Source organism: Brevibacillus sp. HB1.4B (assembly GCF_013284285.1).
Lineage (GTDB): Bacteria > Bacillota > Bacilli > Brevibacillales > Brevibacillaceae > Brevibacillus > Brevibacillus porteri.
In genome coordinates this window covers 121,328-146,562 of sequence record NZ_JABSUT010000004.1, presented here as the reverse complement: position 1 = coordinate 146,562, position 25,235 = coordinate 121,328, and the positions used below count along the sequence as shown (strand labels likewise).

The following is a 25,235-nucleotide window of genomic DNA, read 5'->3' as shown; positions in this document are numbered from 1 at the left end:
AGACCAGAACGGGATTTTTCTTTTGAGGAAGGTGATATTCATGGAAACTCAACGCTTGACCGATGCCCTCCGCTCTATAACGAGTACTGCACGGGGTTCTGTAGAGCAGTCGGCATCTCCATTTCGTGCCCAACAAGCTACCCCATTTTTTCAAGCAATGCATCAACAACTGTATGAATTGCGCCAGATGATACGCGACATTGAGTCGAAGCCGCTCAGCTTTTCTCGTAAGTACGAGTCTCAGCCCGTTTCCCATGCTGCTCCTACTTCCCGGCTATCCGTAAGTACAGGAGAAGTCATTTCTCCGTTCCGCTTTGCTACTTTTCCTGATGCTCCTGTTAAAAGAACGGAAAAGTCCTACGGCACAAGAAGCACCCGCCATTCACAAGCATGGGAAGAAGCTGCCGTAGATATGTTACGAAACATGATGAGTAACGGCCTTCACACGCTGATCACCTCGATGGATATCGAAAATTGGGAGTCAGCGAAATCTTTGAACCGTATGATTAAGAAGGCAGAGCGTAATTTTTTGTTCAAAGACACAAACATGATGGATTTGGCGCAGGCACGTGTTTCTGGACGAACGACGGATCAAAAACAAGTGGAAGAAGAAGCACTTGGTTTGCGCGAATACTTGCGATCGGGAGTCAAACAAGACCTGCGGGATATCGCGCTAACACATGCCGTCAGCCTTGAAGAAGTAACCAGAGCTTACTATACGTCTTCTCGCCAATCCAATGACCCGCATGTAACTGTAGCTGATATTCGGGAGAAAGCAGCTCTATTACCAGATGACCCTCTTGCTCCCCAAACCCAGATGCAATCCATCTGGCAAGCAGCATCCCTTGAAGCATTCGATCTTTTTAAAAATCAGCCCGGTAGCTTTCCCACGCTTTTGGTCCACTTGCTTCAGCGCATGAGAGAAAGCCAGAGCCAATTATCGCTCGCTGTGCGCCTGTTGAAAAATGCTGCGGATCAATACGGAGGAAAAGCTGCCTACGTCAAAGCTCAGCGCAATCTTCATGAAGGAAGTGAGCAGCGAAGACAAGAGCGTGTTACCGCCCTGCTTGGTCAATCCTCTTCACCCTTTACGCAAGAAGCACTGGAGATCCAATCCTGGCAATTGCAAAATCTGTCTTCCTATCAGGCTAGCCGCACTCGATTGATTCGCAACAGGTTGGAACAGAAAAGGGTACAAGAGCTGTATCCGTACAATGACAAATTGTTAAAAGCACTGATTGCAGAAGAGAAAAAGCTGCTGAAACAGTTGCATCTGCTCTGGCTGAAGATGCGCGATGTAGAGCGTCAGGCACATTTGCTCACCAGCCGAACCCTTTTGGTCCAGCGCGCATTCGGTGGATTGCAAAGCACGATTACCGCCTTGATTCCTTCCGTCTCCTCGCTGGACGAGAGACTGCGTGCTCTATCTGATACGTCCGTTGCTACTGATGAGCAAATCCAGAACATGACCAGTGACTTAAAACAGCAGGAAAAACAGCTCCAGAAAACACGGGAAGCCTTGAAGGAATTGACAGAAGCACTGTCCACGGCTATACCCAAACCTCCGACTGCCGCAGCGGGTCCTCAGGCTGCTTCCTCAGCTCCAGCCGCCAGCAGTTCATCCTCCACGTCTAGCAAACTCGCCCCTGTTGCTGCTGCTCTCCTTTTTGAGGAGTTCTCAGGTGATCTCAAGACGAAGATACGGGAAAAGCTCAAAAAGAAGGAGGACAAGAAAGAATCGGACGATACGGCGGACGATAAGGATGAGTCAAGCTCCACGCCGGATATCCCAACGAGAGGGAGCGCAGACAGAGATCCAACGCCTCCCAATAATAATCCAGGCCCAAGCGAACCACTATGGCGAAAAGGATTAAAAAAAGCCGGGACATTGCTAAAAGGTTTTGCTCTCGCACGCGTTGCCATGACAGCGGCAGAATTTTTGGATGGTTTAAACACAGATTGGCTGCAACCTATGTTTATGTCCGATACCCAGCAACAAAGCAGAGTGTTGGAAAATCAAAAAAGCCTCGTGGGCAAAATCACGAATATTGACAAAATGCCTCCTGGTTTAAAGCATCTTTTTTTTGTAGATACCGCCATTACAGGTATTTCAGATGGTTTGATCAACTTAATGGGTGGCACTACTCCTTCATTTGGCGATTACTATAACGCTTTCGAAGCTGCTTATAAATACGATGGCAAAGACCTCAAAGAAGAGTTAAATAAAACCTTCCAGCCAGACAGCAAGGAATCTCAACTCGAATTCGATAAATATAAAGCTGCGTACAAAAATAAAGAAGAAAAAGACAAGAACTCAATGCTTATAGATATCGATGACAGCGGCTCCAAGCTGGACAATACCCCAATTACTTCATGGGAAGAGGTCAAAACACTCGACCTTGGCAAAGAAGTGGTTGGTCATCACCTGGAAAGCCTCTCTCTAGAGGAAGGCAAGTTAAGATCCGAATTAGAGAGAACGCAGGCTACTCTTAAAAATCAAGGTAAATCCGATGATTCTCCAGAAATGCTGAAAGCTTATGATGATTACTACAGTGGTATTAATACGAAACGGAATGAACACTTAGCCTTTTTCGAAGAGGTATTCGCTAAAATTCCTAAGGGTACAGCTGCCTCTGACGTAGTAGACTCAGTAATCGCTGATATAAAGGCTTCTATCGCACAAAATAACCTCGATAAAAACAACCATACCTCCGGCACAAAAATTAATTCCGTGAAGGACAAGCTGAGCTCTGAGCTGGAAAGTAAAGAACTTCAATATTCGATCGACAGAAACAAAGCAATCTTGGCAGGCCACAGCGCAAATTCTGAAGTAGTAAAGAAGCTTGATGAAGAATATTTACGCAGTATCAATGAGACTTTCGAAGCGACGAGTTCTGAATTGGATCGCCTTTTGTCCGGGAACCAAATGAATGAGACATTCAAGAAAGACATCGAGAACTTAAAAAAAGGCCTCGAAAAAGCCAAATACGACAATCTCGTATCTCTGCACATGTCCAAGCAGCCCACCAAAGGAACCTTCAACATGCCCGACGGCTTGCAGCCACTGACCTACTGGGGCATGCAAACGGCCAATGGAACACACAGCACCTACGACTTTACCTATGGCGGCGACAGCAATGTGAACATTACCATTGCCAACATGAGCGGAACGGAAGCTGACCTACAGCGCATCGGCTCGACCGTCAGCGAAGCCGTTCGCAGTACACAAGCAAGCCTTTCCACCGAATTAAGCCAACAAGTCCGCTCCGGCATCGCCACGAGCTACACGAGATTGTAAGGAGGTACAACGATGACCCAACAATACGCCTTTGGCACTGCTAATCAGCGCTACAAAAAAAAGCTGTTCCTTGATACTGGCTTTGAGTTTATCGAAGTAAACGCCCGACTCATCGAGCCCTATTCTCCGCCAAGCCCCCAGCCTTCTTTGCGCGAAATCAAAATCATTAACGCTCCCTCGCACATCCACCACTCCGGTTTTAGCAGCTACCAGTGTTCATTGACCTTACTTTTTCCAGACAAGGAATCGTATAACCAATACTTGAGCTACGCAGGCTGGACCCACAAATTTTACGATGAAAAGGGAAGCATTTTTCTCGGAAGCGCAGAATCTATTACCCCCCAAGTCCTTGAGGCAGGACGGCGCTACAGCGTAACCGTCGATCTGATCCTCATCAAAAAAGACTCGATCGAACGCGAATCACGTTTCCGGTTTCAAGATATTGAAGGGCATTGGGCGCAGAAAAACATCGAGGAAATGGCCGATCTTGGGCTCATCACGGTTATTACCCGAGATGGGAAGCCTGTCATTTACTTCCGCCCCAATGATTTTGTGACACGCGCCGAATTTATTGCCTTTTTAAATCGGACAAGGCGACTGGTAGAACGGATGATCCGGGAATAGCTGAGGCAGTTAAAACGTTTCTGTCTACTCTATATAGGAGGTGATGAAAATGATCAGCTGGGCTGATGTGAATGAAAAAGACTGGTTTTTTAATGAAGTAATGGAGGCCAGCAATTATTTGATGGCTGACGGAGAACCGTTCATTCAAGGGATTGCTTATGGCTCCTTTGAAAGCAACGCTCCTTACTTGTATGAGGAACAGAAGGGTTCCACTGGGCAAAAGGTATTTACACTCACTGCCAAATTGACACCGAGTGCAGATAACCCTCTCTTTGTCTATATTGACGGCACGCAAACCCTTTTCAAAGAAATTCGGCCGAATCAAACAGACCCGAACAAAACGGACATCGAGCTGTATTACGCTCCTTCTGCCAACTCGATTGTCGCTTTTTCCAGCTTCGGCAAGCCTGCCTTGGACCGTTTTGGCAAACCGATTCCCCCCAATTCCTCTTCCTTTGCTTACCCGAACAAACGCCTCGATAACGGAGACACCTATTTCTACAATCCGTTCAGTCGCCAATTCAATGAGTATTTGTACGCATATGGACGCTCCTTTAAGCGAATTGATGTGCCTGAAGAAGAATGGAAATCGACACCTGCCCAAGAGCTCGCCAAAAAATATATCGGACTCAAGCAAGACGTCTACATGGTTAGCCCTGCTCCCGGAGCCACGATTTATCTTCCCTACAATCTAAACGGCGTACAGTTGCGCTTCATCTACAACAGCTACGAAAACGGCGCTCTGTTTATGCGAGGCGGATATTTTTCGGTGAAAAGCCCTGGCGTTTGGAGAAATGATCGCTTCTTTCCCAACGCCTACATTAATCGGGCAGAGGCTTTTCTGCTCATTGACCGGCTTCGGCGCTCTTTTTACCAACGCTTTACGGATTCACAGCCCCCCACACAGCGGCTAGATGAATCCCACACGGCATACGAAGGGCAACGTGTTTTCCGCCTAAACGGTACCTATCCCGCGGGTAAAAAGCTGCTTGCCGTCAAAGTAGATGGAAAAGTGGTGAATAGTTCCGACTATCAAGAATTTGATGATCATACGGTACTGTTCAACATGCCGCTTGAGGCGGGCAAAAACGTTCATTTCCTCTATGTCAAAGAGACGAGCACCCGCTTTGAAGATGTCGGGCGCGAAAAGTATATGTACAACAGCAACACCGGGGAAAAAATTGCGCTAAACGGCGGGATGACGGGCAGCAATCCTTCATGGTGGGCACCATCCGTCCTTTCTATGGAAGACGAGCGATTTGGCAACGGTGATTACCTGGTCGAAGGCATTTCGATCAACAATTTCGCCGATGGAGCAGCTGTCGTTAACCATATGTACGAGGTATCGTCATCCAATGCGGAAGAGAAAGAAAAATGGTTCATGCCTTACTCGTTGCTCACCCGGGCACAGGCCGTCTCTTTTTTGAATCGCTTTCGAAAATGGTCCCTGGAACGGTTTAAATAGGAGGTGCTTTCATGCAAACGATGTCCAATGAGCTGCGCAGAATTCTCTCCGAAAGACTCAAACTAGGAGAATTATCGAAGCCCGCGTGCCGTGTCGAGATAGATCGACTCATCTTCGTGCCGGGCCGTACCGAAGAACTCGATTTCATTATGAGTGATCGGCGGGAAGAGAAAACATTGACCCGCACCATCATTCAAGATGGTTCAGGGGACGGGGGAACTGCTCTCTCCAAGATTCCCTTTGTCTTTCCTGTCGAGGGCAAAAGCATCCGAGATATTACCGCCTATATGGGCGACAATCGCAAGCACCAAGGGATCGATATTGCTTGTCCGGTCGGTACGCCTATCAAAGCTGCCTGGGCTGGCCAAGTAAAAAAAGTGACCGTGTCTGAAAAATATACGAGCTTTGGCTTTCGCGTAGAAATTCAGCATGCGGATGGCATGTGGACCCGTTACGCCCATATGAGCGAAATCCACGTCAAAACAGGGGATTATGTCACGCAAGGCACTATTATCGGAAAAAGCGGCAATACAGGAGACGTCCGCTCTGCAGGTGTTACGAACATGGGCACCTATGACGATCCCAATTCCCCCCGCTCCAAAGGAAGAGGAGCTCATCTGCACTTTGAAGTCTGGAACGGACAAGCCGTCATCGATCCGTTTCCTTATATGAATGGCTCGAAGCATCTGTTCGCTGCCTCTTCCAATAACGGCGCAGGAGTCACTACCGATGCCACCTATGTTGGAACGCCAGGAGCAACTCTTTTTGACGAACGGTTTACCAATAATACGTGGCACACAAAATCTGTCTACAAAGTAGACGAGCTGACCAAAAAACTATCCATGATCGAGAGAAGCTCGACTGAGCATAGCAACCTCACCTTTACCTTTGATCCCAAAGGGTACAAGACCGTCTTCCCATCCCCTACCGTTACGACAGGTATGAATCTCAAGCTGACCTCCGTTCACCCCGGCATTTTTAGCATGGGTTTCTCTACCAACTTCGGTGAAGGTGCCGGCGAGCTGCGCGTTTTTTTCAATGGAAAAATGCAAGTCAAGGTCATCAAATTCTCCGGGACAGAAAACGTAGAGATTCGTGATATCCCCTTTCCCAATGGCGAAATGGAAATCCGTATCGAGCTGTTCTGGAACGGGAAACAGGTCAATCGTTTTTCCCTCCAATACATTCAGATCAAGGAATTACAAGGGCGACCTGATCTGTACGGGAACAAAGACAAAGTGGACCCGACTGTGCAGCAGGAGTTTTTTGAGGAAAGGGAAATTACGAGCACCTTCATGCCTGGTCAGCCGCGAAAAGTATCGCTCCAGGTCGGAAAGTTCGTCTATATGGACACCCTTACCCTCGACAATATTAACCACATCGAAATGGACGACCAATATGAAATGGAATCATGTGAGGCACGCATCACAATCTCAAACCCTGGCGGCTACTACAGTCCGGACTATAATCCGTTTTACTTTCCCGAAACCTACAAGGAAACGCCTTGGTCTTATTTTGTGAATGGATTCCATGTCGGTGTTCTCTCCGAAAATACTCCTGTCCGGATCTACATGGGTTATGGTCTGAATTTGATGCGGGTATTTACGGGGCTGATCGACAAGCTCGATCTGAATGGCGAGGAATCGACCATGACCATTTACTGCCGCGATATGTACAAGAAGATTTTGAACAAGGTCATTACCGAAGACAAGCAGTATCCCTCAGACGTCGGGCATTCTGCCGCACATGATACTAACGTTTTTTCCTCAATGGCTCGCCGGGACAAAATCATCTCGATAGCCAAAAAGCAGGCCAAGCAGCAGGGCCCAGAGCTCGATTATAAATTTCTGCTAGCCATTGCAGAGCACGAAACCAAAATGGGGACGCTGGGGAAAGGTCTTCCTCCAGGAGACTTCATTCTCGGATATGGATGCTATACCGGAGAAAAATGTGACCCGCAATACCAAGGGCTCGAACGACAGCTCTATCGCGGAGCCGTCCGCTATCGGGAAGCCATGGCGAGCAAAGGCTGGCGCTTTCAATCTGTCGACGATGTCAAATATTTTTGGCAAGGAGGCGACAAGGGCGCTTATCAATGGGCGAGCGATACGAACTGGTATAACAGCGTGTGGCAAATCTATCAAAAATTCCGCTCAAGCACGGAGTTTGATGCGATTCCAGAGTGGGAGAGTACCGCACCTGTCCCAACCGAACCAACTGCCAAAGCTGCCTACCTCAAATCCGCCATCGTACAAGACTTGATCGCTTATGCAGGAATGTACGGCTGGCGCAGTAATCCGCAAGACATTTTCTACCCCTATGCCATTGTACAAGAGACGAGCTATACCCACGTGACGCAGGCGACAGGCAAAGTTTTCAAAGCTGTACCGGATAAAGAAGGCGAATTCGTTGAAGTCGATCCCGAATCCACTTTGACCCCAAAAGGTTGGAAAAATCCTTTTGTTGAGCCACCCGGACGCAAATTCGAATCGTATCAATACAAAGTCGGAGAAGCCATCGCGGAAATTATGAAAGAGACGCCTTTCCGTTCCTATTGCGACCGTTACGGTACGTATCGCCTGGAAGAGATTGATATGAATCGGCCGATTGTGGCTACTTTTACAGAGCATGACAATTTGATCACGATTCATAAGACCATCGATTTTTCACGTGGCAAAAGCCATCTTGTCATTTTGGATGAAGAAAATAAGGTTGGTCATTTCGTAGACACGGAAATTTTGATGGAGCTGAAGGGCGAGGTACGTACAGGCGTTAGATCCGTTCCTTTTGCCAAAACCGACGAGCTGAAGAGGCTAGCTGCCCAGCGAACGTTTTTTGATTTGAAACGCTTGTGCCGTACGCTGCAAATTTCCATTCCCGGCAACCCTGCCTTGGATGTCCTCGATCGCATTTACATTATCGACTCCAATACAACCACCCGCGAAGCGTATACCATCAAAGGAATCCGCACGATGTTTGATGCGCAGAACGGCTATATGCAAATCCTCGATTTATTTTGGAGCAACAACGAGGGGGCGATTGTGTAATGGCCGGGATTGCTAATGATTATTTAATTTACCCGATCCTCGATCTGATCCGTGATGAAGTGCACCGTACTACGACAGTCGCGGCAGACCCGTTCGCAGAGGAACCCTCTGTTCGTCTGATCCGGGAGCATCCTCTCGATCCGGAAAAGGTCACGGGCGCCAAGCTATTCTACGAGTCTGGCTACATGCTGGACATCTCCCTCACGTTTGGCTCTACCGACACTACCACCTTCCCCCTTGAAGTCGATCAGCTCCATCCAGACTGGGAGTACTATTCTCTTTGGCGCTTGACCTCAGTAACCACTGCGGGATACGCACCTGACGGAAAAACGGTAGGATCTTACCTGATCCGTCTACTCTATGATACGAGGGGCCTCTTAACTGGCACCGATGTCCTTCGTATAGAGAAAGAGAGGTGAGTACTAGTGGGCTTCTCCGTTGCTTATTCGGGCGGGGGCGTAATCGACAAGGTACGAGAGCTCCCCTACCCACACTTTTCCAAATTTACCGAGCCCTTCATTCGCGGACGCATGATTGATGTGACCGCGTCCAAGCAAGTCTTTTCCGATACCTATGCCCTTCCCTATCCGACAGAATTTTTATCTGTGGCGTTTGCTACCAATAATTATTGCGTCGGCGATTACTGGGAGCTGAGTCTGGACGGCGTGAAGGTCTGTGAAACGATTTATACCAAAGAGCTCCCGGAGTCCGTCTCGATGGGAAATAGCTTTGGGATCGTCTATCCGTTGAAGCCAAATGCGCAGATCCGCTTTGACTTCCACAACATTTCAGGTACGGAAAAGAAAGTTTGGTACAATGTGAAATTTTTACGCAAGAAACTGTAAAGGAGGCGTATGGATGCCTAGTAAACAAGTAGCTTGGATCGAGGGCGAGGTCACAGCCGATTTGCTCATCAACAAGCTGGCTGATGAAATCGTCAACGCCAAAATCCCGGATACGAAGAACCGATGGGAAAAGGTGTTTGAAGTCAATGAAGACAAGTGGGTTACGTATCAGAAGACGACTGTTGGGAATACGCAAGGGACGTACAAGCATACGGATGGGAAGACTTATCAGGTTTATGTGTTGCCGGATGTGCGGGAGTTACGAGGCAATGGAGGGACTCTGCTCGTTGATGACAATGGTTATATCTTTGAAACGATTAATACAGAAAATGTGAAATCAAGTAAAAAAATTCAGGTGAAAGAGTTTGTCTATAAAAATGATGCAGGGAACGATGTCACCCTTCCTGTTCCCGGTCTACTGGTGGTCAATGTCGATGATACCGACCCTGCCAACACTGTCGGTAAGAAATGCTATGTGGTACAACAGGGCAAGTATGAGCTGGATGGGGTAACTTTTACCCCTGGAAAAGAGTGGGATGAGTATAAACTCATTACACAAATGCCCTCTGATTGGAACGATCTTCTTTCAAAAGGGCAATGGTCGGTATTTTACTACTCTTGGGAATGGACCTATGTCCGTCCTACCCTCTACAAATTCGGAATGGTCAAATACATTGCCAACCCTGTCCATCACTACGACCGAACTGTCGTCCTAAAAGCCGTTCCTGACGTACCTTCAGGCCAAACCCCTAACGACTATTTTGTCATGCTAAAACATCCTATTAATCAATACAACTACTTGGATGTGTCCTACGGCAAAGGCTTCAAAGGTAAAAACCCAGTTGGCAAATCTGCCGATACCTACCTGCTAGCCTGCGATAATAGTAACGTTATTCCCGGTAAAGTACCTGTCGTCATCGATCAAAAACAGGCTGAACTCCAGTACAACAAATGGAATGATCCCGATGATACCGACAAATACACTCCACCTCACGAAGCATGGGCACTCGATTACGATGACAAAGTAGAAATCAAAAGCCCTTCCTCCCACTTTTTCTATGGTGCCGACTCTGTCGTCTCCTGGGTACCAAACAAGAAGCGTCGCCCAGACTACTGGGTCGAATACAATCTCTCCATCAGTAATGATCGTGTAGCAATCGTAATTGAGGGTGACCCTTCACCTGATATGGATGCCTACTACAGCAGCTTTGCTTATATCGGAAAAACCATTCCTTTTGCTGACTATGACCACAAAGGTAATTTTGGAATTACTGTCGGCATGGGTGATTTGACAAAGGAAAAATCAGGCTTCCTTCCAGCCGACATCAAGCAGGACACCAATCCTAACTATTCGGGCTGGGGACGCTATACCTCCAACGGCATGTACTCCTTCTCCATGCTGCAAACCCGAAGCTCCGTCTACTTCCAGGCGTACTACCCCGCCTTCATTACTCAGCTCCCCAAATACGATGGAGTGGGCACGCTCCCTCCTGAGCTGTCCAAGATGGTACTCGAAGCAAACGGCTTCCAAAGCTCGAAATGGACGAAGAAATATCATGCATCACCGATCTATCTGGTACACCAGTTCGAAGGCTATCGGGGCTACCTCGACAGTGTCGTAGCAATCGAGGACCATAATCTGATCAACAAGGACGAGCTCGTCGTAGATACAGAGGAACTAAAAGATCCGAAAAACCCCGCTGCCGGAACTTGGACAGAGGTATACAAGTTCTTCCGAATCAATACCCCTGTCAACTTCTTCAAGTACTCCCCCAACCCTACGGATTGCACCATCGCCATCTTAAAAGAAGTATATTAAAGGAGGAATTTCACATGGCCAATTTTAAATACATTGAAAAAATCACCACTTCTAAAGAGCTCCTGGATACGATTAAATCTGAATTCGAACAACTTACTAACTATACCTTTAACCCAGCTGCCGGAGAGACACAAGAAAAATCAACCTGGACAGTCATGACCGATCTCACCAAAAAAGATACCGCTTCTGGCAAAACCTCCGAGCTGGTCTTAAAGGGTAACTCCAACATCAACAACGTGTCCAAAGATTTTTATGTCAAATTCGTCAATCCAGGCTTCACCAACCCGAAGGAACACAGCTCCTTGACGGTTCAAGTATTGGCAGACTACAATTCCACAGCCAAAACCTTCGCGACAGAAGGACATCCAGTCAATTTTGAATGGGCTGACGAGAAATTCGTCGTGAATGGCAAACCGACAGATCGTACGATTGATAAACCTGTCTACCTGTACATGAACGTGATGAACAATCGCCTTTCACTCGTAGCTGTTGGTGATCCGGCTGTTCACTTTGAAGATTATCGTAAGAGCTTCCTGTACGTAGGCGCACTCAAGCCATTCAAGTACAACATGGATGACGTAGTTGGAAACATCATGCTGACAGCCGGAGCTGTCGCTACTGAGCCTGCTGCTCCGATCGCCCCACACGATTATGGTCAATACACTTCTTTTGGCAACAACACCTTGCAAATGCTGGCGACAAAATCGGGTATTCGCTTCCAAAAGCACTACCCTGCCTTCATTACCCAAGCTCCACAGCCGGGCAAGGCATATAAGGATGGTCCTCTAGGCGATACTGGATTGCTGCTGGAGCCTCAAGGCTTTAACGCATCTGCTTGGACACGCCGTTACCATTTGAGCCCGATTTATGTCGTGCACGGATATGATGGATACCGCGGCAGCTTGGATGCATGCATTGCTGTTTCGAAAAACAACATTCTCCACTTGGATGAATTGATCATCGATGTCGATCCGAGCGACACGACTAAGAAACACAAGCAGGAAGTATACCGCTATTTCGACCACAATACTGAGCAGAACTTCATGAACTACTCCGCCAACGTAAAAATGGGGGTCGCATTCCTGAAGGAAGTTCGCTACTAAAAGAAATCCCTCTAAAACCGTATAGCTAGCAAAAGGGGGAAACTAGAACGCATCTCTGGTGTTCCCCCTTCTTTTTGGGAGGTGAACCATTTGACCGGGATTTCTTCTCTAGCAGCCTATCAATTCAGACTTGCAGACCACTACGCTTCTATTCGCAACTATATAGGAAACGTAACTTTCACGACTTCGCCCTCCCGTAAGTATTCCTTCGTCTATATTCCCTACGGACAAAGTGCCAGTATGGTCATGCTGGATTATTTGCTCGCGAATCGGAAATCATTTGCTGCTGATCTTCAAGACTCTTTGCAGGATATGATCCGGAATGATACCAGCATGGCCAATCCCATGGAACTGGTCGTGGTATCCGATCGCTCGCCGCTTAAAGAAAGCTTGCTTCAGGACGATGCCTTGGATGCTGACCGGATCATCAAGCAGCCATTACAAGTTATTCGTCGCGTTCATTTATCAGATCGGATCAAAACAGCAGGAATGGCAAAGCTCAATCCAGCCCAAATGTCCGTGCGCGTAAATAAGGATGAGCTGTATATTGATTTGCCACCAGCTGGAGCGAACCGTACCTTTTCCGCAGAAGCTGATCTTATGAAAGATCATTACAAGGCAACACGGACTGAGCGATTCGCCGGGAAAAAGATAGATGAATGGTTCACGGGAGAGCGTACTTCCACGTTTGATTTATTCGTCAACACGGAAAGAAGCTTAGCTGAGCGGAAGTTTTGGGCGTTGCTCTTTTTGCAGTTAGAAAGAGAATACGCGACTAGATCGATTGCTCACAACCTCACTGTTGAAAACGCTATTCCCCTATCCATCCGCGACAATAAACATGCCATGTTTACGGATTGGTCCCGTTCCATTGGCGAGCGTCAATTTGCCTTCCAGATGACCCGACACTTCGTGCAAGCCTTTCACCGGATTAAAACAAAGTCGACGAAGGTGCTTCGCGACATGGACTGGGCTTATCTCAAAGCCCGTCAGTATGACGCCTTGCTGCACTTCCTTCACCGTGCAAGCAGGATCGCTACGCAAGATTTAGCTATCCATACGGCTTCCACAGGCACCCGAACCATACACCAAGGTGGTTCTATTTTACAGAAGCACGACTGGGGTTATCGAGATTTCACGCGCCTTCTCTCCCTTGATTCCTTTTCACCAACAGCTTTCCGTCCGTACCAAAATGATTTGTTCATCATTAGCTCTCAACTCCATGCTTTTCGTCCCTATCAATCACCAGGCACACTCATGACACAATATACAATCGGTAATCGAGACGCGGCTTCGGACTTAGCTATTTTTATGTCACAACTTACTGGCACACGTTCGATTCAAACAGATGCATCGATCTTGAGCTATCTCGAACAAGCTTTTCGACGCAACAGTCCTCAACTGTTTATCCCCAATCCTCTCATTCATTCTCAGCGCGAAAAAGCCAGTAAGCTCTGGATTCCCCAGCACCTCGAACTTGGAAAGAAACATCTTTCTCGCCCCACTTCGATTATCAGGGATGACGTTCGCGCAGATCGCCAGCTCACACATGCTACTCATCTTTGGGAAAAGGAACGCGCCATCGATCTTAGCGGGGGCAAAGCACCTAAGCCATCTTTTTATCAGGATGAGGATGACATTTTCGCCCTCTTGGAAAATGTACGCCCAAGTCTCCTGGCTGAAGATATGGTCTTCGCGACCATCTTACGGTTACTGCCCGCTCATCTTTTGGAGGATATCCTCGCCTCTAAAGAATTTCCTTCCCACCTGATGGACGACATGATTTTTGCCTCCCGCCTTACAGACGGTCAAAGCATTTTGGAAGCACTCATGGAATGGGCACTGACCAACAAGACTTTCGAGGCTTATGTGGATGAAGAATTTTTGGAGGGTGTGCGTACGCGGGTTCAGGCATTGATCGAATCCGAAGTCATCTTCAGTAAGACGTTGCAAGAAAAGGCAGGGATTCTTTCCTTTGAGACATGGGAGTCCACTCGCCCAAACGAGGTTATCTCGCATCTTGAAGAGGACAGAGTTTTAGGGAAACGGGAAGTCTTGCTCTCTTCCACGGTCGCAGAAGAAGGAATCGCCAGCCAATTAGAAGCGGCTCCTGCATCTATAGCAGAAACACTCGTTGGCGAAGATGTATTCCGTCCAGCCGAGCTGCAAATTGAGCATCCTTTTGGTTACATGGAACCCGATCCGTCCGTTTTGTTTGACGAGCATACTGCCCGTAAATCCGCTCACGCCAGCGATCTTGACGAATTGCCGGTCACCGCACTGCTGCGCAGCAGAATCACGGAATTGTGCAGCGGCTATCTCTTCGCAACCTCCCCGCATGAACGAGCCAGTTACCTCGTCGATTTATACGATGTGGCAGAAAAAAGCGCCCGCGATGGAGAACTGCAGGACGATGAATGGCGTAAGTATGCCAAGCTCGCGCTGGAACAAACGGTATTGCATGAGCAACTGATTGCCTATCAACCAGAAGCAGCAGCTCATTTGATCGAATCCATCCTCAGCTACAAGCAACCAGATCAAGCTGTTATGAACGCGGATTGGATAGCCAACAACCAAGAGCGTGCTACCTCACTTCTCACCCAAATCATGGGTAAAAAAGAACTCGCAGATGCCGTCATCCTGGAATACTTCGCTGGCCAATTGGATCGCGGAAAAGGTTATATCGAACAACCATTGATTTCGGTCCGCGACTACAAGAATGCCTGGGCAGATCGTATAGAAGAAATAGGACAAGGTTTGGTCTACGACTACTCCAACGATGTACTCGAAGCTGAACACGATCCCGAGCATTGGTCAGGTGGTTTTTCTGTTCCAGAAGCATACGATCCCCACGATCCATTCAATGCGTACTACCCATGGACGACAGATAGGAACGCACTCGCGATGGGGCAAGACAACTGGACTCGTTTTGGTTCTGGTACATGGGAGCATAATCGCGACCAAGGCACATTTACCCACACAAAAGGCTCTAGTGGCATGAGCGGCTACATTCGAAATGACTTTACCTATACAGACTATCAGTTTGAGGTCGATTTCAAAGTCGATGAGCCCGCAGATGGAGACAGCGCTGGTATCGTGTTCAAATATCACAACGACCAGAACTACTGGATGTTCGTCGTCAGTGATGGAAGCGCCAGCGGAATGCCGCGACCCATGCAGCTTTTCAAAGTAGAGAATGGCAGCTCAACCATGTACTCTACCCCGATGAACCCGTTTGCCTGGGAAAAAGAGAAATGGTATACGCTGCGTGTTTGGGTAACGGGTAACCGCATCCGCGTCTGGGTAGATCATAACCTGCAATACGACTTTACCGATTAGAGGTGATCATTTTGGGTCATACGTTTGGCATTTTTTCTAAATCAGTGGGCAACGTCACATTCGGAAAAATGCGCTCCTCATTGGTAGAGGGCGCATTCCACCCGAATCATCCGGACAATCCGGACAGCCCCAATCGTCCTCGCGCAGAGGATCGTTACGCTGGATATCAGAATCCGCTGCTAGGTGATCCCGGCAAGGGTCAGATTGGTCGTTGGCAAACGGTCAATCTCGACTCTCTCGAAAGTATGATCGACCAGATGATGGAGCAATTTGTTCGGGACAAAAATTGGTACGCCAAGGTTCGTTGCCGCGAAGCGCTGTGGAACATGTACCGTCGTCTGGAATGGTGGGTCAATCAGCAAATCGATCCGCAAAAAAACGACTACCAGCGCGCCTTGCTCATGGTACGAGATTGCATTTACAAAATCCTGAAAAACGCCGAACAGCCAGATGGAACTCACCAAAATGTTTCGCTGCCAGTCTGCCCGGCTCCATACTATCATCACTTCAGCGGCTACTACCTCAATCATTACGATGCCATCGATAAAGAAGTCCCGACCTTCGATATGCGGACTCTCCCACTGTCGGACAAGTTTCACGGCCTTTTCCGTTACGTATCCTCGACAGAAGATCAGGAATGGAAGATGGTTCACTCTGTCGGCACCAATGAGATGGCGGGGAGTGAAAACATCATGAAGCTGGATGTGACCACTCTCAAGCACGGCAACTCTAGCAAGGTGACTTTTCAATGGCGCTTTAAAAAGCAAGGCTTCATTCGTTTCAAGTACATGGCTAGCACCTCTCCTGGCGATGGGTTGCTGTTTTTTATTAACAACAATCAGGTCGGCGGGGAATGGAATCAGAACAGCAGCTGGCAGGAGGCGAAATTTAACGTCAAGCCAGGGCAGACGTACAAGTTTGACTGGTTTGTGCGTCGGATGAGTGATCGGCGGTTTGGGAAAAACGCGGTTTATGTCAAGGATGTGGAGTGCGTCGAGGTGGTGCAGAGCCTGGATGAGCAGACACCGCCGGATGTGGATACGTTGGGGGATGCGGCTTATGACATTCCAGGGTGGGAATGGATTACGTTTTCAGATAAGAGCATTATCACCACTTATTTTTCAGGAATTAACGATATGCTTTCAAGGAAAGTTCAAAGGGTTATCGACGCTGAATGCGCTGGAGATTTCAGTTTTCAATACGAAATGGGAGTGGATAACCCGCCATATACGGATGAATCGTCATTATTTTTCGATGAAGAATTTGTTTCTCTTACCCAGTCCGGAGAAGGGGGACGAGGAAGTACCGCTGTCTCTCACCATGGATGGCAATGGTCATTGGATGGACGATCATCCTCCACACAAGAAGATTCTGCTGTCATTTCTTATGACGTTGAAATTGGTGACAACTGTTCCGTTGATTTAACGGGGGATGTCCAACTTATCTGTCCACCGCTGGAGATTGATCACTACGAAGAACGAACTACCACTGTTACTGATCCGATTAACTTTTCCTTCACCGGAGAAAATCGCTGGGAATGGGAGACGATCCCTGGACTTGGCAGCGGAATTTATATGAAGGACCCAATCGTTTCAGGAAATGGAGATGCCACCTATACTTTTGACCTGGAGGCTGATGGGTGGATTGAGTTTAGCTTTACCACTGGTTTACGTGATACAGAAAGACTCCTCGTCATTATCAATGACGTGCAACAACTAGAAGCAACAGGTGATGAATGGGAGAAAAATGTACAGCTTCCTTTAACAAAAGGCCGTAATACCGTTATTTTTCGAATTCAAGATGACCTGACAGAAGAACCCCTTGAGGAAACTTATCCTGGTGAATTCTCTTATCGCTCGTCAAGTGGCAAACATAAAACACCAATGGGCAGCTACATTGATGTAGACCGGGAATGGAAGACAGACAGAAACTCTAGTTACACAAAAAAGGATCGTGCAGAAAATGTGTACGATATCTTTCTGAATCCTGGTTCATCCTTTGAATTTTCGGAAGAACTGGAGCTAAAAAGTCTTGTTGATGAATCGAAAGAGGACGAATATGAAGTGATATTTTCTGAAGACTTCAATAATCGGGATAAATACGCACGTGAAATTCGTGTTGATGACAATTGGGAATGGGAAGATATCGTTACTCGTTATCATGGGGAAGGTCACGGGGGAGACGGCGTACTCAAGGTTGAGAATAAAGACGGTACCCGGAACCGCCTTTATGTCGAGAATATAGATTTGGATGAACCGGGATTCGTAAAGTTTGAATATGGCGGTTCCTTTTCAGACTACGAGTATCTCAGTCTATATAGTAACAATCGGTTAATTTGGTCTGAAAACAAAAGCTCGAGTGATCCTCTTGGTCATACGGTAGTAGTTCCACTTAGCCGAGGAAAACAAACGTTAAAGTGGGTTTTTGAAGATTGCGATAAAGTCGAAGTTGAAGACCCTGATTCTGGATACAAGCCTCCAACGAAACCCGCTCCTTCTACAGGTGGGGAGCAATGCTATCCGGCTGGAACATACACTCATCCAGCTATATACGGCCCTGGATCTAAGCCACCTCATAAGACACATCTGAAATTTGACTGGGGCTATCAATATGATCCTTCAGAACCTGTTAAAGTATACTATGATGCTTCTGGTTCTGTCCCCATTGCTCATGGCACTTATAGAGATGATTTTACAATTAGACGATTTATAGATAATTCATCCATCACAAAAGCGATATATTCAGAACAATTGGAGATATATTCCGGTAAAGGCTTCGATGTTCCTAATGCATTCGATGTGCCTGTTGAATGGATATTCCGCCCTATTCCTGACGCTCCTAACAAGACACCGATACACTATGAAAATTCCTATGTTTTAACGTCTGAACAGGTTACAAATAAAAGCTATCCATATGTTTATTGGTATGCTGTCTTTGATAGCGTAGGTAATGAACGTTTAACAGTTGAGTTCGACTATCAATACTATTGTTATGAAATAGATAATCGACAAGGAAATAAAAATGGGAGACAAGTCTCTACACTAAGAATTGCTAGTAACGCAGCAGTGGCAGAATACAAGCGTGAAACCAATTCTCACATATACGCAACACGTAGAGGTATTAGATGGAGTACCCCATCAATCCCTCGCACAGGTAATAAAATGATGAATGTAGGGAAACTACAGAATCCCTATAAAATAAAAGATTGGAGCGGTTCAAAACCCCACAGCTCCCAAGAATTTTACTGTAACAAACCAGGCACCTACTGCATCGCCTTTGAATTTCAATCTTTTTTAGGAAAGAGTTCAAAGGTTGGCAAAGATAATATTCCATATTATATCGCAATCCGTAATCTCAAACTCCAATCCAATAAACAGCGTAAATTTAGTAATGACTTTGATAACACACAAGTCCAATTAACCGTAACTGATTTATCTAATCGTACAATTATCGATAGCGAGCTCCTAACTACAGAAGGTAAAGGATGGGTAGAAAAATCAATAAAATATGAACTTCCTCTAAACTCACACTATCGAATTGATTACACGTTATTAAAAGGATTAAGTCATAGAGGAGGAAAAGATGACAACGGCGGTTGCTTTCTGTTAAAAAATGGAACCGTTCAAGAAATTTGGAAAAGTTATTGTAAAGATAAACTTGGTTCTATTTATCCAAAAGACAACTCGCCATATGAACCTAATCTCCCCCCTCCAACTCAAGTAATCATACCCGACGACTCCTGGTGTTGGATCGATACAATCGAGATCAGGCAAAGTAAAAAATCAAAACCATGCCGTGATGCCTATGTCCGCGTAAGAATTTACGACGAAGACAATGGAAATATCATATCCGAAGAGAAATACTCGGATTTTGATGATGTACAAACAATCAAAGCTGCTATTACCAATGATTCTGATGAAGGTAAAAATTATTCTATCCGAATCAAATTCTATACAGATTGTGATGCCGAAGCGAGATTAAGTAATGGAGAGTATACCTTTCACGACAAGCTCCCTCTCCCTAAATCATCGGCGTTTGTCTACAATTTCGAGACGACAGCAAACGTCCCGATATGGATGGGCGGATGCAACGGCAGCAATATTCAGGTAAACATCTACGATCAAGCAGGCAACAAACTTCAAAATACTACTGTTAATCTCTCCGGAAACTACGACTTCACCCTCGAAAACCTATCCAAACCTTCTGTATCCAAAGTACGTGTCGAAATTAAGACAGAACAAAAAGGCGAAATAAGTGAGTGGACCGGCAAAAGCTATTTGACTACGTTCAAGCTCCGAAATTTCAAAGCAACGGAAAATTGGACAATTGTCCCCTCTCCTTTTAATAGCCAATTGGACTTTTTCATTGATGGAGTTCTCCGAGGCAGCTATACAGATGCTGGTGGAGCCCCTGTGTTTCAAGTAGATAGAGGAAGACATACTTTCACCTGGGTATTTACAGCGAAAGGCACATCGGAAGTTTGGGATTACTGCAATATCGACTACATCAAACTAACCAACTGGATCTGCGACAAGGTCCTCGTCACCCCCTACTGCGATCCCGGCAGCGGGGACAAATGCGTCGAAGCATTGATCAAATGCTTGCTGGCGATCTGGAAACAACGCCCTGAAGCATGTGTGATTGGCAAACGAATATGGCTATTTACGTAAAGGAGGTACTTCTATGAGTGTGGTTTCTCTACGTAAATCGGGGTTTCTCTTCGAGGATTCTTTCGATTCTCTTACCCTCGATTCCAAGTGGAACATGACACCAAATGATTCTTCAAGGTGGTCGCTAACTGACGCACCAGGCTCGCTCCGTTTAAAAGGCGGAGCTGAGCCACTTCAACTCTTTTTAGACACACTTACCCCCGTGAAACAATTCGTCCTCGATATGAAAAATTCATACAATCCGAAAGCTTCTGGAAGCACAGGTGGATTGACTGTTTTCATCAACCACAACGACTTTTTCCACGTCGAAGAATATTATGATGCACCACAAGGCACCACGAAAACCTTCCCCTGGCTTCGGTTGGTACGCAACTACAATACCTACACCGCTTATTGGTCCGAGGACGGAACCATCTGGAACATCATCGGCTCGGAGGAATTCAATCGCCTTGCTCCCAAAATCGGTATGTTTCTCAACAGCAGCGCTACAGACGACTATCTGGACATGGAACACGTCCGCGTTTTCTCCCTCCCCACTCTCACAGTCTCAAACCTCTCCCCCGGCACCCGCGTGGAGTTGCTCGATTCCACAGGAGCCGCTGTCGACTCCAAAACGTGTCGGACAAGCCAAACATCCATTCAATTTGATATGACCCAGCGTCCTATTCCTTTCACTGGCTCTCTCCGTTTTGCGGAAGCAGACGGAAAAACAACCATTAGCTCCAGCGACCAGATGGAATTGTGGGGCGGAGACGAATACGCTTTTTCCCCCTCCCCCACCCTCTTTTTTATCGATGGAGAAGGAAAGGAAGTCCACCTGCAAGACAACACAGAGGAGTTTCTCGGTCATATGCTCCAAGGCCAGTACAAAGAAGTGAAAATAATCGCCCGAAATACGATGCATCACGGAACTTTTACAGGTATCCAAGGCATTCTCACCTCCTATGCAGGTACGGATCAGTACAAACGGCTTGTAGATGTCGCCACAGACAAAAACGGTGTGCCCGGCGCGTGGGGCGATTCCTTCACCCTGCCAGATACTGCGGCAGGAAATGAACAAGTTTTCTGGACGCGGATTTCCCGAGAAACCGATCCATCCCTTATAGATAAAACGACGCATGTCCATTTCGGTCTCAATTTGTCCGCCGTTTATACCAAATAAATCGAAAAGGAGCTGAACGTATGTCGGTCAGAATCACCCGCACAGGCAACGAAGTCGTCCTGGATCATAATGAGTTGGCCAATAAAGGAAAACGTACCCATGCCGAAATCGACTCCTACCTCCATGAGCTGGATGATGCCAGAGAAGATAAACCGAGCTTAAAGGATAAATTCCGTGAGCTAAAAGACAAAGACGATGAACAGGATCGTCAGCTTGATGCCGTGAAAAGTGATGTTTCTACCTTTCAAGCGCGGCTGAATACGTTATCGTCAACGGTCAGTGCGGCAGAAGCAAAAAATCAGACGCAAGATCTCCGTCTTTCGCAAGTCGAACAAAAAAACGCCCAGCAAGACCAAGCCATTCTAAAGCTGCAAAGCGATGTCTCCTCTAACCCCAACGCCGAGGTGGTCGCTGCACGCCGGGATCGGGATGGAAGAACTTTTCCTAGTCTGAAAGCTCGGTTGGATGACATGCAGGGGAAGATTGGTACGGGGGGTAGCGGGGGAAATAATGGAGGAGCCTCAAGCAGCTCCTTTGATTTGCAGACCCCAATCAATATTTTACTGAATACCTTTCGTGATGCGGAAACACATAACAGATCGGCCTATCGTCAAAACAACATGTATGTAGATGTATTTAGCGATTCCTCAGGAATTGATACCGAAAAGTCATCTTCTTTTGGGATTATAAATGGTACTGTCTTCCCCGGACTTCACGATACAAACATCATCATGTCCAGTCCTACTGAACCTGCCCCTTATCACGTAACCTCGTCTAGTGAAACGTCTGGTTACCCCGGGTGGATGGGAATCAACGGAAATTTAACTGATTCCTATTATTCAGATGGAGCGACTCCTCCGGCAGAAGGTCATTGGTGGCAAATTGACTTTTTCGTCCCCAAAATAATTACTAAGCTCGCAATACGAGCTATTGGAATCTCAGCTGGACAGTACGGTCTAGCCACGTTTACTCTGCAAGGTTCACAAGACAATACGGATTGGACAGATTTATACACAGGATCTCATGCAAACACAGGTTCAGAGTTAGAACACAGCTTTACTAATACCTCTGCATACCGCTATTACCGCCTGGCTAAGCTTCGCAGTTATCGTAGTGCAAACCCCGTAATTTATACCGGTTGGCACGAGATTAAATTCTATGAAATTATTGACGCGGTTACGCTCGTAACTAAAGCAGTTAATGTTGGCCGCTCTCCAAACAAGATTATTACGACTGCGGAATATACTGACACGGTCACCTTCGATCTGACCCTTGATGGAACAACTTGGGTAAAAAACATCGATTTAAACAAGTTACTCGATACCTCTTCACTAAAAGGTACAAACCTCCAATTACGAGCTAACATTCCAGCTACAGGCAGTTTAAAATCTTTAGGAGTTACTTGGTATGACGATAGCATGCTTATTGAGATGCCAGGTAAAGAAGGAGGAGGCCGGGATCAAAGCAGTACCAAACCGTTAGTAGACGTCGTGGCAGCTACTAATATTTTGCGTAATGCTTATCGCACTTTGGAATGTACGAATCAGGGAGCGTCGGTTCGGCATAATTTGTATGCAGACGCTTTTGTAAATTCATCTGGGGTCGATGAATCTAAGTCAGAAGCATTTCAAATACGAAATGGAAAGTTTATCAAAGCTGCTGGAGTACCTTTCAACTGGAAGGATCTAGGTGTGCAAACCGCTTCATCTACTGGAGATTGGTATAATAGTAGCACCGGTTTTAGACCTTACAAATCAAATAGTACTTCCCCAACCTATGCCGTTGAAAAAATCGCAGACGATAATGCTATTGCAACACCAGGTGGATATACCGATTACTGGCTTCATAATAGTACAAATGCTGACTTATTCATGAAATGGGGAACACCTGTAGAAATATATAAAATCATTCTTTGGATGAATGGTAGTTTAGGACAAAACGGACACGATTACTGCGATCATCAAATTTCTGTCAAAAATCCATCAACAGGTAAATGGGAAGCAGTTACCCCAAGGATTAATCTCGCTTCTAAAACAGATAAAGGAGTACATGGTGACGGTTCATGGCACTACCCCATCGAGCTAGACTATCTCATTAATGAAGTCAAAGTAACTGTCTGGAATAAAAGCTCATATATGACCGTCACTGAGGTACAAATCCTGCAAGCATCTGATAAAAATCCCGTCATGGTTTCCAATCCGATCACATTGGCAAAGGCCCCGACCCATCTTTTATTGGATGCAGAGTATGAGGGTAACGCCAGCATTGATTTGTCATTCGATGGAGGAACCACGTTCACAACTGGTTTTCCTTTGAATCAGTTGGTGGACTTAAGCACTTTCCTACCAGGTAATTCTCTTGTCATTCGAGCCAACCTTAGTGATAAAGCAGTCCTCAACAGCATTGGTTGCATTTGGTATGACAAAGACACGCTCCCCACCTATACAGATACGGTAGGTGGAAGTTCTGGAGGAAAAGACTCCGGTAATAGCGATACCAAAGTAGAGGTAGATCCTTCCCTTGGCTCTATCCTTTTATACGATACCATCGGCCTCATCACAGCCAATTTCCGAGCTGCCGAAGCTCTCAATCTCCCCAAATACACCGCTAAAAATTTAGTCATTGACTCATTTATAGACGACTCGGGCATTGATAAAACAAGATCTTCTGGCTTCATCGTTGAACATGGTGAAGTCAAACGCATGGGACATAACGCAGTTAAAGGCAAGACTTACTACCTAAATCCTATCCCAACAAAAAATTATCCAGATAATACACCATACTCAAAACTAACTGATGGTAAAGCCGGAAAAGACGGCTCATCTGCCGATTATCTTGATGGCTCTTGGATTAGTCAGTTAGGGATTCCTGGATCGATTTCTACGGTAGACTTTGAACTTACTGTTCCAGAAATAATTAATCGTGTCAAAGCCATGTTTTGTGAGTATCAGGTATCTGGAATTTTCTATCCTCCCGAGCTATACGTCTATGGATCGGATGACAACAGCAATTGGACTCTGCTTTTTCATGAGCCAACTGGTCTAAGTGGCAATGGTATTAGAAAATGGGTTGACTTTACCTTCACGAACTCTACCCCATATCGATACTACCGCGTAGGCTATTCTATTGGCGGTACGGGAGAGAACCAAAAACATTTATTTGTCAATGAGATAGAGTTGTACTCTACTGGTCCCACCACTCTATATACCAACGTGGAATCCCTTCCTGTAGAACCTAAGAAAATGATTGTTATAGCTGAACACCAAGGGCAAGTCACCTACGATTTATCTATGAACGGCGGAAATACCTGGTTGAACAACATTACTCTCGACAAGTTTTTGGAGGTAACTGGTGGGAAAGAAGTTTGCATTCGTGCCAATCTCTCCACAGGGTCAACTCTATCATCATTAGGTTATGGATGGTTCGATGATTCAGTCGAATTCATCAAGGTCACACCTGGAAATGGCAACACCGGATCAACCGGGTTAATCCAAATTAATAAATTCGGAGTTATAGCCTCCCCTAACACACCTGAAGAAGTGAACATAACAATCCCCTACAATTCTGACTACAAGCTACCTCCTATTGAAGTTTTAAAATTTGCCCCTGGTGAACAGAATTACACTCGGGAAGTAGCAGCCTTTTCTAGTAACGAGGCATCTAACTTTAATCATGACAAATACATGGCGTTAGATGGTACATTACGGCTTAAAACCGACTACTCAATTGAATTGACAGAAGACGCAATGCTTCCATCTGGTAATAGTGTGTATTCGCTAACCCTTGATGTGAATCAATTTTTGAGTATAGAGAAAATCAAGGTGAATTGAATATGTCTCTGATTAGAGAGCAATTTAGCATTA

Annotated in this window: 13 protein-coding genes; 12 read left to right on the top strand and 1 reads right to left on the bottom strand. The window is 46.3% G+C overall.

Translation table 11 applies throughout. The features are described 5' to 3' along the window. The first annotated feature begins 40 nt into the window (after positions 1 to 40). The 9 genes from HP398_RS11300 to HP398_RS11260 all read left to right on the top strand — a co-directional run bounded on the left by HP398_RS11300 (position 41) and on the right by HP398_RS11260 (position 15,540). Entirely contained in the window at positions 41 to 3,298 is a 3,258-nt protein-coding gene (locus HP398_RS11300; protein ID WP_173622599.1) for a hypothetical protein, read from the top strand. 12 nt (positions 3,299 to 3,310) lie between these two features. Next, the gene (locus HP398_RS11295) at positions 3,311 to 3,922 is read left to right on the top strand and encodes an S-layer homology domain-containing protein (protein ID WP_017249754.1); all 612 of its coding nucleotides are present in this window, start codon (positions 3,311 to 3,313) and stop codon (positions 3,920 to 3,922) included. 49 nt (positions 3,923 to 3,971) lie between these two features. Continuing rightward, positions 3,972 to 5,387 (top strand): hypothetical protein, encoded by a 1,416-nt coding sequence (locus tag HP398_RS11290; RefSeq protein ID WP_173622598.1) that lies wholly within the window; start codon positions 3,972 to 3,974, stop codon positions 5,385 to 5,387. An 11-nt stretch (positions 5,388 to 5,398) separates the two neighbouring features. Continuing rightward, positions 5,399 to 8,434: a M23 family metallopeptidase gene (locus tag HP398_RS11285; protein WP_017249752.1), complete on the top strand. Its 3,036-nt coding sequence runs from the start codon at positions 5,399 to 5,401 to the stop codon at positions 8,432 to 8,434. Then, on the top strand, positions 8,434 to 8,853 hold the full coding sequence (locus HP398_RS11280; protein ID WP_017249751.1) for a hypothetical protein: 420 nt from the start codon (positions 8,434 to 8,436) through the stop codon (positions 8,851 to 8,853). The genes HP398_RS11285 and HP398_RS11280 overlap by 1 nt, the downstream gene beginning before the upstream one ends. Positions 8,854 to 8,859: 6 nt before the next feature. Continuing rightward, positions 8,860 to 9,279, top strand: a complete 420-nt coding sequence (locus HP398_RS11275) for a hypothetical protein (protein ID WP_017249750.1) — start codon at positions 8,860 to 8,862, stop codon at positions 9,277 to 9,279. A gap of 13 nt (positions 9,280 to 9,292) precedes the next feature. Beyond that, positions 9,293 to 11,098, top strand: a complete 1,806-nt coding sequence (locus HP398_RS11270; protein ID WP_017249749.1) for a hypothetical protein — start codon at positions 9,293 to 9,295, stop codon at positions 11,096 to 11,098. 14 nt (positions 11,099 to 11,112) lie between these two features. Then, the gene (locus HP398_RS11265) at positions 11,113 to 12,201 is read left to right on the top strand and encodes a hypothetical protein (RefSeq protein WP_173622597.1); all 1,089 of its coding nucleotides are present in this window, start codon (positions 11,113 to 11,115) and stop codon (positions 12,199 to 12,201) included. Between the two features lie 81 nt (positions 12,202 to 12,282). Further along, the gene (locus HP398_RS11260; RefSeq protein WP_371736733.1) at positions 12,283 to 15,540 is read left to right on the top strand and encodes a 3-keto-alpha-glucoside-1,2-lyase-like domain-containing protein; all 3,258 of its coding nucleotides are present in this window, start codon (positions 12,283 to 12,285) and stop codon (positions 15,538 to 15,540) included. A 179-nt stretch (positions 15,541 to 15,719) separates the two neighbouring features. Here HP398_RS11260 and HP398_RS30910 read toward each other — a convergent pair whose 3' ends face one another. Then, entirely contained in the window at positions 15,720 to 16,289 is a 570-nt protein-coding gene (locus HP398_RS30910; protein ID WP_254476042.1) for a hypothetical protein, read from the bottom strand. Here HP398_RS30910 and HP398_RS11255 point away from each other — a divergent pair. Genes HP398_RS11255 through HP398_RS11245 form a run of 3 tightly spaced genes read left to right on the top strand, consistent with a single transcriptional unit; the run spans position 16,233 to position 25,202 of the window. Then, the gene (locus HP398_RS11255; RefSeq protein ID WP_254476040.1) at positions 16,233 to 20,210 is read left to right on the top strand and encodes a hypothetical protein; all 3,978 of its coding nucleotides are present in this window, start codon (positions 16,233 to 16,235) and stop codon (positions 20,208 to 20,210) included. The two genes, HP398_RS30910 and HP398_RS11255, sit on opposite strands and share 57 nt — an antisense overlap. A 13-nt stretch (positions 20,211 to 20,223) precedes the next feature. Beyond that, positions 20,224 to 21,372 (top strand): beta-xylosidase family glycoside hydrolase, encoded by a 1,149-nt coding sequence (locus tag HP398_RS11250; protein WP_173622595.1) that lies wholly within the window; start codon positions 20,224 to 20,226, stop codon positions 21,370 to 21,372. A 20-nt stretch (positions 21,373 to 21,392) separates the two neighbouring features. Further along, a complete protein-coding gene (locus HP398_RS11245; RefSeq protein ID WP_254476038.1) occupies positions 21,393 to 25,202 on the top strand; it encodes a galactose-binding domain-containing protein in 3,810 nt (1,269 codons plus the stop codon). Positions 25,203 to 25,235: the final 33 nt, after the last annotated feature.

Coding starts and splice junctions, on each gene's coding strand:
- HP398_RS11300 (WP_173622599.1), top strand. CDS start 41: ATGGAAACTCAACGCTTGACCGATGCCCTCCGCTCTATAACGAGTACT.
- HP398_RS11295 (WP_017249754.1), top strand. CDS start 3,311: ATGACCCAACAATACGCCTTTGGCACTGCTAATCAGCGCTACAAAAAA.
- HP398_RS11290 (WP_173622598.1), top strand. CDS start 3,972: ATGATCAGCTGGGCTGATGTGAATGAAAAAGACTGGTTTTTTAATGAA.
- HP398_RS11285 (WP_017249752.1), top strand. CDS start 5,399: ATGCAAACGATGTCCAATGAGCTGCGCAGAATTCTCTCCGAAAGACTC.
- HP398_RS11280 (WP_017249751.1), top strand. CDS start 8,434: ATGGCCGGGATTGCTAATGATTATTTAATTTACCCGATCCTCGATCTG.
- HP398_RS11270 (WP_017249749.1), top strand. CDS start 9,293: ATGCCTAGTAAACAAGTAGCTTGGATCGAGGGCGAGGTCACAGCCGAT.
- HP398_RS11265 (WP_173622597.1), top strand. CDS start 11,113: ATGGCCAATTTTAAATACATTGAAAAAATCACCACTTCTAAAGAGCTC.
- HP398_RS11255 (WP_254476040.1), top strand. CDS start 16,233: ATGAAGCTGGATGTGACCACTCTCAAGCACGGCAACTCTAGCAAGGTG.
- HP398_RS11250 (WP_173622595.1), top strand. CDS start 20,224: ATGAGTGTGGTTTCTCTACGTAAATCGGGGTTTCTCTTCGAGGATTCT.
- HP398_RS11245 (WP_254476038.1), top strand. CDS start 21,393: ATGTCGGTCAGAATCACCCGCACAGGCAACGAAGTCGTCCTGGATCAT.